This is a genomic window from Sphingomonas sp. DG1-23, from assembly GCF_030730875.1.
In the GTDB taxonomy this organism is placed as follows: Bacteria; Pseudomonadota; Alphaproteobacteria; order Sphingomonadales; family Sphingomonadaceae; genus Sphingomonas.
Genome location: NZ_JAVAMA010000003.1, coordinates 106,597 through 118,898, shown reverse-complemented (window position 1 = coordinate 118,898; position 12,302 = coordinate 106,597). Strand labels below are relative to the sequence as shown.

The following is a 12,302-nucleotide window of genomic DNA, read 5'->3' as shown; positions in this document are numbered from 1 at the left end:
ATCCAGTTGAAAGAGCCTTCTCCGCATGACTTCGGCCAATATCGAACGCCTCGTCGCGATCATGGCGCGGTTGCGCGATCCGAAGACCGGCTGCGAATGGGACACGGTGCAGACCTTCGCGACGATCGCGCCCTATACGATCGAGGAAGCCTATGAAGTCGCCGACGCGATCGAGCGCGGCGACATGGCCGAGCTCAGGGACGAACTCGGCGATCTGCTCCTCCAGGTCGTGTTCCACAGCCGCATGGCCGAGGAAGCCGGCCATTTCGCGCTCCCCGACGTGATCGAGTCGATCAGTGACAAGATGGAGCGCCGCCACCCGCACATCTTTCTCGGCGCCGATGCGGGCGGCCATCATCTGTGGGAGCAGATCAAGGCGGACGAGCGCGGTGCGAAAGGGCATGAGAGCGCGCTCGACGGCGTCGCGCTCGGCCTCCCTGCTCTGCTCCGTGCCGAAAAGCTCCAGAAGCGCGCCGCGCGCACCGGCTTCGACTGGCCCGATCCGAGCGGCGCCCGCGCCAAGATCGACGAGGAACTCGCCGAAGTCGAAGCCGCCACGTCGCCCGCGCATCGCGAGGAAGAGATTGGCGACTTGCTGTTCGCGGTGGTCAATTGGGCGCGCAAGCAGGGCGTGGACCCCGAGGCGGCGTTGCGCGGCGCCAACGCCAAGTTCGAGCGCCGCTTCAAGGCAATGGAAGCCGAAGCCGGCGCGGCGTTCGCCGGGCTCGATCTTGACGGCAAGGAAGCGCTCTGGGTCAAGGCCAAGCGCGGATGAGCCTCGGGCGGGCGGTGCGCAACCTGCGCCCTGCCGGCCTGATCCTCTACGGCACGATCGGCGCGCTGATACTGCTGATCGTCTGCTTCCCTTTGCTGTTTCCGCGCGGCATCCGGATCGGTGGGCCGGCGCCGCTCGAAGGGTTGTTCGTCGTCGCCGATGGCGACTGGGCGCATGCCAGCTTCGAACGCCGCGCGCTTCTCGAGAAGAACGAGCGGCTTCGACCGCGAGGAATGCAGGAGGTCGGCCATCTCTGCCTCGACGCCGCCGCCGTCCGGTCCCAGCTCGAACGCGCGCTCGGCCAGGCGCGGCGCGATCGTTTCGGCGGTCCGCGGCGTCTGGCTGCAGGCCGTGGCGACCGAGCATTTCGGCGCGACCGGCTGCATCGCGCGGCGAGATGCCCGCCGCGGGATGCAATATGGGTCGATCTACCGGGTCACTGCGCTGCGCGAGATCCGTCCGCTCGCCTGCGGTGCGATGGCCTTCACGCTGAACAGCCGGCGCTGCCCGATACTGCCGCCGCCACCTAGGCCGCGCATGATCGAAGCTGCGGACAGCTACCCGGCCGAAGCATTGCACCGGGGCGCAGAGGGCCGCGTATGGGTCGAGGCGCTGGTGGGACCGAAAGAGAGATTGCTCGCCTGCAAACCGGTGGCGAGCAGCGGCGACGCCGCGCTGGACCGCGCCGCGTGCGCGGTGGTCGCCGGGAGCATCACCACTTTCGCCGGAAAGGGATCGACCGAGGGTCTTGCCGCGGGCGTCCGCCGCATCCGGGTCCCGATCCGCTTCGAAATCGACAAATCCCCACCACCGGTCGCTCGCCTCCCGCTTGCAGGGGTCGAAGGGCCTGACGTGCGCGAGTCGCACCAGCCTCCCCGTCGCACCCTCCCCTAGCCCCTCCCGCAAGCGGGAGGGGAGCGGCGAATCATGCGTTCCCCGTGGCAGTGTTCCGGGCTCAGCCCTGCCGCGTCAGGAATCGTTCATAGTCCCCAGGCGCCATCCGCACTTCGTACAGCGCCTGCTCTTCCTCGATCCGTTGCTCGACCACCTCGCCGTGCTGGTGGAGCCACGCCGCCCCGGCTCCGTCGCCGGCGGGCAGACTGATCGTGTAGCGACGATGCCCCGCGGTGAGCCGCGCGGCGACGGTGGCGATCAGGGTGTCGACGCCCTCCCCCGTCCACGCCGAGATCGGCATCACGTCCTCGCGCTTGCCGGCATCTTCGCGCAATTGCTCGCGACGCGCGTCGTCGAGCAGATCGAGCTTGTTCCACGCCTCGAACCGCGGCGTCGTCTCGGCGACGCCTATCTCGGCGAGCACCTTTTCGACATCGGCGCGCTGCGCCTCGCTGTCGGGATGGGCGATGTCGCGGACATGGATCAGCAGGTCGGCCGACACCACTTCCTCCAGCGTCGCCTTGAACGCCGCGACGAGCTGGGTCGGCAGTTCGGAGACGAAGCCCACTGTGTCCGAGAGGATCGCCTTGTCGATCCCGGGCAGCGCAATCTGCCGCAAGGTCGGGTCGAGCGTGGCGAAGAGCAGATTCTCCGCCATGACGTCAGCGCCCGTCAAGCGATTGAAAAGCGTGGACTTTCCGGCATTGGTATAGCCGACCAGCGCAATCACCGGCCAAGGCGCGCGCTGGCGCCGGTCGCGGTGCAAGGTCCGCGTGCGGCTGACCTGGTCGAGCTCCTTCTTGAGCCGCGCCATCCGGTCGCGGATCAGCCGGCGGTCTGCCTCGATCTGGGTCTCGCCCGGGCCGCCGAGAAAGCCGAAGCCGCCGCGCTGGCGCTCGAGATGGGTCCAGCTGCGCACCAGCCGGCCCGCCTGATAATCGAGATGGGCGAGCTCGACCTGCAGCCGGCCCTCGGCAGTGCGGGCGCGCTCGCCGAAGATTTCGAGGATCAGCCCGGTGCGGTCGATCACCTTGCAGCCCAGCGCCGTCTCGAGATTGCGTTGCTGGACCGGAGTCAGGCCCGCATCGAACACCGCGAGCTGGAGTTCCGCGTCGCGGACGGTCTCGGCGATCGCCTCGACCTGCCCCGAGCCGATCAACGTCCCCGGCTTGGGCTGGCGCAGCTTGACCGTGACTTTCTCGCACACTTCGACGCCGATCGCCGCGGCCAGCCCGGCGGTCTCTTCGAGGCGCGCTTCGGCATCGCGCGAACTGGCGCCCATTTCGGGATAGACGACAATCGCGCGCGCGCCGCGGGCGAACTCGTCGGCGTCGCGATCAAAACCGGTGGACATGATGGCTCAATCGCCGTCGGGGGCGGTTGTTTCCTCGGCGAGGTTGAGCGGATGTGCCGGCTGGATGGTCGAAACCGCATGCTTGTAGACCAATTGCGCCATGCCCTCGCGCTGGAGCAGCATGCAGAACAGGTCGAACGCCGCGATCTGGCCCTGCAGCATCACGCCGTTGACGAGGAACATCGTGACGTTTTCCTGCTGACGACGCACGGCGTTGAGGAAAATTTCCTGCAGAACCGGGTTCTTGTGCTGGAACTCTCCCGCCGCTTCGAGGAGCGAGGCGAGGTCAACCGGGCCCGCCGGCATGATCGTCGAGATGGCGTGCTTGTAGATCAGCTGCGACTGGCCGTCTCGGCGCAGCAACACCGAAAAATTGTCGAACCAGGTGACGATGCCCTGGAGCTTGACGCCCTTCACGAGGAACATCGTGACCGGCACCTTCGAGCGCCGGAGCGAGTTGAGGAACAGGTCCTGAAGCGAAGTCTGCTTCTCGGCCATGATAGTTTCCTTCTATTCTTGGCGGGCTCATGTCCCGCTTCGCGCCGGTTCCCGGCGTCGGAATGCCGCGCCACCCTGGTGCGGAGCCGGCATTCTATTGGTTCCGGGCGCGCGCGTCCAACCTATTCCTCGCGGGTCTCGGTGATCCCGAGCAGTTTCAGTTTCCGATGCAGCGCCGAACGCTCCATCCCGATGAAGCTCGCGGTGCGCGAGATGTTGCCGGAGAACCGACGGATCTGGACGCGCAGATATTCGCGCTCGAAGGTCTCGCGCGCTTCCTTGAGCGGCGCGCCCATGATCGCATTGGCACCCGCCCCCGGCCCGCCGTCTCCCTGCCGGCCCAGCACCTCGGGGGGCAAAAGGTCGAGATCGATCCGCCCGATCCGGTCCCCCGGCGCGAGGATCACGGTGCGCTCGACGACATTGCGCAGCTGACGGACATTGCCCGGCCATTCATAACTCTGCAGCGCGACGATCGCGTCGGGCGCGACCTCGGGGGTCGGTACCCGGCGCTCGCTCGCATAATGCGCGACGAAATGCTCCACGAGCACGGGAATGTCCTCGCGGCGCTCGGTGAGCGGCGGGATCGAGACGGGGACGACGTTGAGCCGGTAATAAAGGTCCTCGCGGAAGCGCCCTGCAGCGATTTCGGCCATCAGGTCGCGCGCGGTCGCCGAGACGACGCGGACGTCGACCTTGACGATTCGGGTGCCGCCGACGCGGCTGAAGCTCTGGTCGGTGAGCACGCGCAGGATCCGCGCCTGGGTCGCCACCGGCATGTCGGCGATCTCGTCGAGGAACAATGTGCCGCCATGCGCCTGTTCGAGAAGGCCGGGGCGGACGAGATCGCCGCCTTCCTCGACCCCGAACAATTCCTCCTCGACGCGCTCGGGAGTCATCCGCGCCGCGCTGACGATCACGAACGGTGCGGCGGCGCGCTGGCTCCAGCCATGGAGCAGCCGCGCCGCGACTTCCTTTCCGACGCCGGCGCCCCCGGTGATCAGCACCCGGCTGCCGGTCGAGGCGACGCGCTTCAAGGTGGCACGCACGCTGTTGATCGCGGCCGAGCTGCCGGTGAGGTCGTTCTCGCGGCCGACCGAGGCGCGCAGCGACACGACTTCCTGGCGCAGCCGCTCGGTCTCGGTGGCGCGCTCGACGAGCAGCAGCAGCCGCTCGGCCTCGAACGGCTTCTCGATGAAGTCCGAGGCGCCGCGGCGGATCGCCGCGACAGCGGTATCGATATTGCCGTGCCCCGAGATCACCAGCACCGGGATCGACGGATCGCGCCGCTTGATCTCGTCGAGCAGTTCGAGCCCGTCGAGCCGCGAACCCTGCAGCCACACGTCGAGCAGCACCAGGCTCGGCCGGCGCTCGGCGATCGCCTCCAGCGTGGCGTCGCTGTCGGCGGCGGCGCGCGTGGCATAGCCTTCGTCCTCCAGCACACCCGCGACGAGTTCGCGAATGTCGCGTTCGTCGTCGACGACGAGGATATCGAGGCTCATCAGGATTTTCCGCTTCTGGTAAGTGCCGGGGCCCTGGGCTCGGCCGGTTCGGCGTCATTATTCTGCTGGGCGAGTCTTTCGAGCGCTTCGGTGTCGAAGCAGATCGTGACCACCGTCCCGCCGCCCTCATGGTCGGTAAAGCCGATCGTGCCGCAATGCTCCTCGACGATCTTCTTGACGATCGCGAGGCCGAGGCCGGTACCGCGGCTGCGCGTGGTCATATAGGGCTCGACGATGCGGTCGCGCTCCACCGGCAGCCCGACGCCATTGTCGGCGACGGTCAGCAGGATACGCTGCTCGTCCTCCGCCTTGATCGCAAGCGCGACCTCGCCTTGCGGCAACGCCGATCCTTCGCCGCGCGCCTCGATCGCCTCGACCGCGTTCTTGATCACGTTGGTCAGCGCCTGGCCCATCTGACGCCGGTCGCAGACGAGGCTCGGCGGCTCGTCGGGCGCGTCGAGCTCGAAGCGGATCGCCGGGTGTGCGACTTCGTGGAGGAACATCGACTGGCGGGCGATGTCGAGCAGCGACTCGCGACGGAACAGTGGCTTGGGCATCCGCGCGAAGGACGAGAATTCGTCGACCATCCGCCGAAGATCGCCGACCTGGCGGACGATCGTGTCGGTGAGCTGGGCGAACACCCCTTCGCCGCCCTCGATCTGCTTGCCGTAACGGCGCTGGAGCCGCTCGGCGGCGAGCTGGATCGGGGTGAGCGGGTTCTTGATCTCGTGCGCGATCCGCCGCGCGACGTCGGACCAGGCGGCGCGGCGCTGATCGAGCAATTGCTGGGTGATGTCGTCGAAGGTGAGCACCTGGCCGGCTTCGTCCGAGGTGATCTTCACCGCGAGCGTCCGCGCCTCGCCGCCGACGGTGACCTGGACCACCGCCTCGCGCTCGGCGCCGTCGAGCAAGGCTTCGAGTTCGGAGGCGATTTCGGCAAGCGGCTTGCCCAGCGACTCCTCTTCGCTTCGCCGCAGCAGTGCCAGCGCCGAGGCATTCATCAGCCGCACCACCCGATCGGCCCCGATCGAGATGACCCCGGCGGAGACCCCCGACATCACCGCCTCGATCAGCGCGCGCCGGCTCTCGAGCTGGGCATTGGCGCTGACCAGCGCGTTGGTCTGGCCCTGGAGCTGGCCGGTCATCTGGTTGAATGCGCCGGCGAGCACGCCGAGCTCGTCCTTCGACTTGCGCTCGGGCACGCGCGCGGTGAGGTCGCCGCTGGCGACCTGTCGCGCGGCGCCGACGAGTTCGTTCACCGGCCGCACCACCCGGTCGGCGACCTGCAACGCCACCCAGACCGCGATCCCGACGATGAACAATGCGAGCACGAGGAGCGCGATGTTGAACTGGAGCTGGAGCGATCGCGAGCGCGTCACCAGCGCGCGATAATCGGCGAGCACCTGCGCAGCGCGCTCGGTCTGCGGCGATATGCCGCCGAGACCGGATGCCCGGCCGGCATAGAGATAGAGATTGCCCGATCCGGGAATGCGCGTGAGCGAGCGGATGCGATCGCCCTGCGCATCGGCGACGCTCTGCATCCCGCGATCGATCCGCTTGAGCGCGGCGCGATCGATCTCCTTCTCGAGATCGCGCTCATAGGGATTCACCAGCGCGATCGTCTGGATCTGGCCGTCGGGCGCGACGGTAAAGATGATCGCCTCGGAAAGGCTGCGGACATATACCTGCCCGCCGAAAATCTGCTGAAAATTGATGCTCTCGGGCGGATATTCGTTGAGCGCGTTCGCCACGTCATTGGCCATCGCGACCGTCTCGCGATCGACGAAGCCCAGCAGCTGGCGATACGATTCCTGCGCCAGCGCCTGCGCATTCTCGATCATGCTCTTGGGCCGGTCCGAAACCCAGAATTCGACGCCGTATTGGAACAGCAGCGAGGCGATCACCGCGACGAGCAACGTCGGCACGCTCGCCAGCACCGAGAAGATCGCGACGAGGCGGACGTGCAGCCGCCCCTCCCCGCCCGCGGTCGACAATGCCGCGCGGCGCCGGGCGGCGCGACGACCGATCAGCACGAGCAGCGCCACTCCGGGCAGCAGATTGGCGACGAGCAGCAATGCGACCAAAGGCGGCGACAGCAGCCGTTCGGGCGAGCGCTCGCCGCTGATCACGAAATAGCTGATGATGGCGATCGCAATGGCGGCGAACAGCACGCCGGCTTCCATCGCGGGCGTGACGCTCAGCCGCCGCTTGCGCGGTCCGGCTTCGGCAATCTGCTCGGTCACGGCATCCATCGTTGCTTTGTTACAACGAGATTGTGGCCGAAAGAACACATAATTTGGGGCTAACCGTCGCTATTCGGTACCGGCCGGTCGATCCGCCCCCATCTCGATCCCCAAGGTGTCGAGCCGCTTGCGCAGGGTATTGCGATTGATGCCGAGCGCACGCGCGGCGCGCAGCTGGTTGTTCTGATGGCGCGCCAGCATCGCCTCGATCAACGGACGCTCGACCTCGCCGATGATGCGCTCGTACAGGCTGCCGTCGTCGAGCGCGCGCGGCTCCTCGATCGCCATGCGTTCGAGCCGGGCGCGCACCGCCGCGTCGATCCCCGCATCGCGCGCCTCGGGCTGGAAATTGCTCGAATCGCCGATCGCGCGGCGGATCGCATCGGCGTCGATCCATTCGTCGCGGCTGAGCGCGGCGATGCGGCGCATCAGATTCTCGAGCTCGCGGACGTTGCCCGGCCAGTCATAGCCTTCGAGCACCGCGACTGCGCCCGGATCGAGCTGCTTGCGCGGCAGCCCCGCCTCGGCGGCGCGATCGAGGAAATGGCGCGCGAGCAGCGGCACGTCCTGGCGGCGTTCGCGCAGCGACGGCAGGCTCACCGGGACGACGTTGAGCCGGTAGAACAGGTCCTCGCGAAACTGTCCGGCCTGGACCAGCTGAACGAGGTCCTTGTTGGTCGCCGCGACGATACGGACATCGGCCCGGATCGTCCGCGCGCCGCCGACGGTGGTGAACTCGCCCGACTGGAGCACGCGCAGCAGCCGGGTCTGCGCGTCCATCGGCATGTCGCCGATCTCGTCGAGGAACAGGGTGCCGCCGGCCGCCTGCTCGAACTTGCCCGCGACGCGGGTCGCCGCGCCGGTAAAGGCGCCGCGCTCGTGCCCGAACAATTCGGCCTCGATCAGCTCGCGCGGGATCGCCGCCATGTTGAGCGCGACGAAAGGCGCACGGCGGCGCGGCCCGAGATCGTGGATCGCCTGCGCGACCAGCTCCTTGCCGGTGCCCGATTCGCCCGAGATCAGCACGGTCAGATCGTTCGCGACGACGCGGGCGATGACGCGATACACTTCCTGCATCGCCGGCGAGCGCCCGATCAGCGTCGAGCCGCCCTGGATCTCGGCCTCGGCGAGTTCGGCGGGCTGGCGCTGCCGCCGGGCGATCGCGCCGCGCACCGCCTGGGCGAGCACGTCGAGGTCGAAGGGCTTGGGCAGATAATCGAACGCGCCGACCTCGGTCGCGCGCACGGCGGTGGCCAGCGTGTTCTGTGCCGAGAAGACGATGATCGGCAGCTCGGGATGCTCGCCGGCGAGCCCCGCCGCGACATCGAGCCCGTTGCCGTCGGGGAGCACCACGTCGGTCACCAGCACGTCGGGCACGCCGCTCGCCAATGCCCGGCGCAGCTCCGCGATGCTCGCCGCGGTCGTGACCCGGTGCCCCTCGCGCCTGAGCGCGGCGGCGACGACGGTGCGGATCGCCGAATCGTCGTCGACGATCAATACGCTGCCGCTCATGCCGCCCTCGGCAGCAGGATGCGGAACACGGTCGCCTCGGGGTCGCGCTCGCGGCCATATTGGACGATCCCGCCCATGTCGCGGACCAGCTTCTCGACCAACGGCAATCCCAGCCCCTTCCCTTCCGGCTTGCCCGAGACGAACGGCTCGAACAGATGCTCGGCAATGTCGTCGGGCGCGCCGGGGCCATTGTCGAGGACGAGGATCTCGATCGGCAGCTTCTGGCGCGGCCGGCCGGCGCCGGTGCTCACCGACATGCCGTGGCGATAGGCGGTCGCCAGCGTGATCCGGGGCTCGGCGGTGTCGCCCAGCGCTTCCGCGGCGTTCTTGAGCAGATTGAGCAGCACCTGCAGGAATGCATCGGGATCGACCAGAACCGGCGGCAGCGAGGGATCGAAACGCTCCTCGATCGCGATCTCGCGCGCGAAACCCGCCAGCGCCACCCGCCGGGCGTGATCGAGCAAGGGATAGACGTTGGTCGGCGCGAGCTTGAGCGGCCGCGTGTCGGTAAAGTCCTGCATCCGGTCGATCAGCGCGACGATGCGGTCGACTTCGGTGGTGATCAGCCCGGTGAGCTCGCCTTCCGCGTCGCCCCGCTGCAGCAATTGCGCGGCGCCGCGAATCCCCGACAGCGGGTTCTTGATCTCGTGCGCGAGCATCGCCGCGGCGCCGACCGCCGCGCGCGCGCCAGCGGTGCGATCGGCACCCTGCGCCACCGGGCGCGACTGGGGCGCATGATGGAGCGTAACGATCCGCCAGCCGGGCTGGTCGGCGATCATCGTCTCGACGAAATCGACCCGGATGCGCGGGCCGCGGACCGCCTCGATCTCGATGTCGAACGCCGCGAAGCCATGCCCGTCGCGGCGATCGACATAATCCTCGGGCGGGCGCAGCACCGCGTCGTACGGCTGCCCGACCATCGTCGTCTCGCTATGATTGAGCAGCAGCTCGCACGCCGAATTGGCATGGGCGATGCGGCCGTCGGGATCGATCACCAGCACCGCGACGGGAAGCGCGGCGAACAATTCGCCGAAGCCAGGTCCCTTAACCGGTTCCGGCCTCGCGCGCCTCAGGCCGCCGCGCGCGAAGACCATGGCGCGTAGAATTCGGCGAGCATGTCGAGCACTCGCACCGGATCGGAGATCTTGTTGACATGGTTGCGGAACTCGGCCGAGCCATGGATGCCCTTGGTGTACCAGCCGACATGCTTGCGCATCATGTTGACGCCGACCTCGTTGCCATAATGGCTGAGGGTGTCGACATAATGCTCTACGATCACGCGATATTGTTCGTCGAGCGACGGCTCGGCGCGCTCGGGCTGGCCGGTCAGCGCGTCCATCACGTCGCGCAGGATCCACGGCCGGCCATAGGCGCCGCGCCCGATCATCACCCCGTCGGCGCCCGATTGCGCCAGCGCAGCGCGGGCATCCTCGACCGTGCAGATGTCGCCATTGGCGATCACCGGGATAGACACCGCGTCCTTCACCTTGCGGATGAAGCCCCAGTCGGCATTGCCCTTGTACATCTGGTTGCGGGTGCGGCCATGGACGGTGATCATCTTCGCGCCGAGATCCTCGGCGATATGCGCGAGCTCGGGGGCGTTGAGGCTGGCATGGTCCCAGCCCATCCGCATCTTGACCGTCACGGGGACGCTGACCGCCTTGACGCACGCCGCGATCAGCGACGCGGCGAGATCGAGGTCGCGCATCAGCGCCGATCCGGCGTCGCCGCTGGTGACCTTGCGGACCGGGCAGCCCATGTTGATGTCGACGATCGCCGCGCCGCGATCCTCGCTGAGCTTCGCCGCCTCGGCCATCTCATAGGGCGTGCAGCCGACCAATTGCATCGACACCGGATCCTCGATCGGATCCCAGGCGAATTTCTGGAGCGACTGGCGGGTCTCGCGGATCGCAGCCTGGCTGGCGACCATTTCGGTGACGTTGAGCCCAGAGCCATAACGGCGCACGACGCGGCGGAACGGCAAATCGGTCACGCCGGTCATCGGCGCGAGCAGCACCGGGGCTTCGACCCGGACGGGGCCGATCTGGATGGGAGCGAGTTCGCGCATGATCTGCCTGAAAAATAGGCAGCGACGCCTAGCCGCACAAGCCCGGATTGGCAAGACGGGCCGCCGACGCCGGAAGGTTTCGCGGCTAAATTGACTAAACTGCCGGAAACGCGATGCAATGCGCAACTTTCTTGCGCAGGAAACGAAGGAAAGTGTGGTCGATCGACGAAATCAAAGAGCGGAGCATCGGTGCGGCCTTCAGGCAAGCAGACGAAATCCTATTTTGCAACCGGCACCGCGCCCCGATTGCGGTTCAACCTTGCCTGAACTTGTTCTAGGCCCGCGACGATGAAGCACGTCTCGACAGCCGCCATCCTCGTTGCCGCGGGCCAGGGGACCCGCATCGGCGGGAGCGTGCCCAAGCAATTCGTACCGCTGGCCGGCAAGCCGCTGATTGCGCATGCCTATGCCGCGCTGACGTCGCATCCGGCGGTCGACGAAGTGCTGGTGGTGATCGGCGCGGGCCAGGAAGCGGCGCTGCATGCGGCGCTGGGCATGCCGGTGAGATATCTCATCGGCGGCGCGACGCGGCGCGAGTCGGCGGCAAACGGCCTCGCGGCGATCGCCGCCGACCGCGTGCTGATCCACGATGCCGCGCGGCCCTTTCTGTCGCACGCGGTGATCGACGCGCTGCTAGCGGCGCTCGACAGCCATGAAGGCGCCCTTCCCGCCTTGCCCGTCGCCGATACGCTTGCGCAGGGGGGCGAGAAGCTGGGCGAGACCGTCCCCCGCGACGGCGTGGTCCGCGTCCAGACCCCGCAGGCCTTCCGCACCGCCACGATCCGTGCCGCGCACCAGGCCTGGCCCGAAGGCCGCGACGCGACCGACGACGCGCAGATGGTTCGCGCGCTAGGCCACGCAGTCGCGTTGGTTCCCGGAGACATGACGCTGGAAAAGATCACCCACCCCGCCGACTTCGCCGCCGCCGAGGCGCGCCATGCCGCGGCGATGCGCGTCCGTACCGCGACGGGCTATGACGTCCACCGCTTCGCCGAGGGCGAGGAACTCTGGCTCGGCGGCATCCGCATAGCCCATGACAAGGGCCTGTCGGGTCACAGCGACGCCGACGTCGTGCTCCACGCGATCACCGATGCCTTGCTCGGGGCGATCGGCGCCGGCGATATCGGCATGCATTTCCCGCCGAGCGACCCGAAGTGGCGTGGCGCCGCCTCGGCACGGTTCCTCGAACATGCCGCCGGGCTGATCGTCGCGCAGGGCGGGGTCGTGGATTTCGTCGACGTGACGATCGTCTGCGAGGCGCCCAAGATCGGACCGCATCGCGAAGCAATCCGCGCCAGCATCGCCGCGATCCTCGCTTTGCCCGAGTCGTGCGTCAGCGTGAAGGCGACGACCACCGAGCGGCTCGGCTTCACCGGACGCGGCGAGGGCATGGCCGCACAGGCGATTGCGACCGTCCGAGTACCTGCGGGCAACGCCTGACTCGCTATCGAAACAT

11 protein-coding genes are annotated in these 12,302 nt (G+C 67.9%); 4 read left to right on the top strand and 7 right to left on the bottom strand.

Annotated features, from left to right (window positions below; genetic code table 11):
- Positions 1-25 precede the first annotated feature (25 nt).
- The 3 genes from mazG to Q9Q95_RS06115 are packed head-to-tail and all read left to right on the top strand — an operon-like array spanning position 26 to position 1,669.
- On the top strand, positions 26-775 hold the full coding sequence (mazG, locus tag Q9Q95_RS06125; protein ID WP_306094948.1) for a nucleoside triphosphate pyrophosphohydrolase: 750 nt from the start codon (positions 26-28) through the stop codon (positions 773-775).
- Positions 772-1,305 carry a hypothetical protein gene (locus Q9Q95_RS06120; protein ID WP_306094946.1) on the top strand — a complete coding sequence of 178 codons (534 nt, stop codon included), beginning with the start codon at positions 772-774 and terminating at the stop codon, positions 1,303-1,305. Before mazG ends, Q9Q95_RS06120 begins: the two co-directional genes overlap by 4 nt.
- A gap of 7 nt (positions 1,306-1,312) precedes the next feature.
- On the top strand, positions 1,313-1,669 hold the full coding sequence (locus tag Q9Q95_RS06115) for a TonB family protein (RefSeq protein ID WP_306094944.1): 357 nt from the start codon (positions 1,313-1,315) through the stop codon (positions 1,667-1,669).
- A gap of 61 nt (positions 1,670-1,730) precedes the next feature.
- Here the strand turns inward: Q9Q95_RS06115 and hflX are convergent, their stop codons facing one another.
- The 7 genes from hflX to dusB all read right to left on the bottom strand — a co-directional run bounded on the left by hflX (position 1,731) and on the right by dusB (position 10,846).
- Complete coding sequence (hflX, locus tag Q9Q95_RS06110; RefSeq protein WP_306094942.1) at positions 1,731-3,023, bottom strand: GTPase HflX; 1,293 nt, start codon at positions 3,021-3,023, stop codon at positions 1,731-1,733.
- 6 nt (positions 3,024-3,029) lie between these two features.
- A complete protein-coding gene (hfq, locus tag Q9Q95_RS06105; protein ID WP_306094940.1) occupies positions 3,030-3,521 on the bottom strand; it encodes an RNA chaperone Hfq in 492 nt (163 codons plus the stop codon).
- A 122-nt stretch (positions 3,522-3,643) separates the two neighbouring features.
- Positions 3,644-5,023, bottom strand: coding sequence for a sigma-54 dependent transcriptional regulator (locus Q9Q95_RS06100; RefSeq protein WP_306094938.1), 1,380 nt, complete (start codon positions 5,021-5,023; stop codon positions 3,644-3,646).
- On the bottom strand, positions 5,023-7,275 hold the full coding sequence (locus tag Q9Q95_RS06095; protein ID WP_306094936.1) for an ATP-binding protein: 2,253 nt from the start codon (positions 7,273-7,275) through the stop codon (positions 5,023-5,025). The genes Q9Q95_RS06100 and Q9Q95_RS06095 overlap by 1 nt, the downstream gene beginning before the upstream one ends.
- A gap of 60 nt (positions 7,276-7,335) precedes the next feature.
- Entirely contained in the window at positions 7,336-8,778 is a 1,443-nt protein-coding gene (gene ntrC, locus Q9Q95_RS06090) for a nitrogen regulation protein NR(I) (protein WP_306094934.1), read from the bottom strand.
- Complete coding sequence (locus Q9Q95_RS06085) at positions 8,775-9,872, bottom strand: nitrogen regulation protein NR(II) (protein WP_306094932.1); 1,098 nt, start codon at positions 9,870-9,872, stop codon at positions 8,775-8,777. The genes ntrC and Q9Q95_RS06085 overlap by 4 nt, the downstream gene beginning before the upstream one ends.
- A complete protein-coding gene (gene dusB, locus Q9Q95_RS06080) occupies positions 9,848-10,846 on the bottom strand; it encodes a tRNA dihydrouridine synthase DusB (RefSeq protein ID WP_306094929.1) in 999 nt (332 codons plus the stop codon). Before dusB ends, Q9Q95_RS06085 begins: the two co-directional genes overlap by 25 nt.
- A 288-nt stretch (positions 10,847-11,134) precedes the next feature.
- On the opposite strand from dusB, the gene Q9Q95_RS06075 reads away from it, so the two are divergent.
- Positions 11,135-12,286 (top strand): bifunctional 2-C-methyl-D-erythritol 4-phosphate cytidylyltransferase/2-C-methyl-D-erythritol 2,4-cyclodiphosphate synthase, encoded by a 1,152-nt coding sequence (locus Q9Q95_RS06075; RefSeq protein ID WP_306094927.1) that lies wholly within the window; start codon positions 11,135-11,137, stop codon positions 12,284-12,286.
- Positions 12,287-12,302 lie beyond the last annotated feature (16 nt).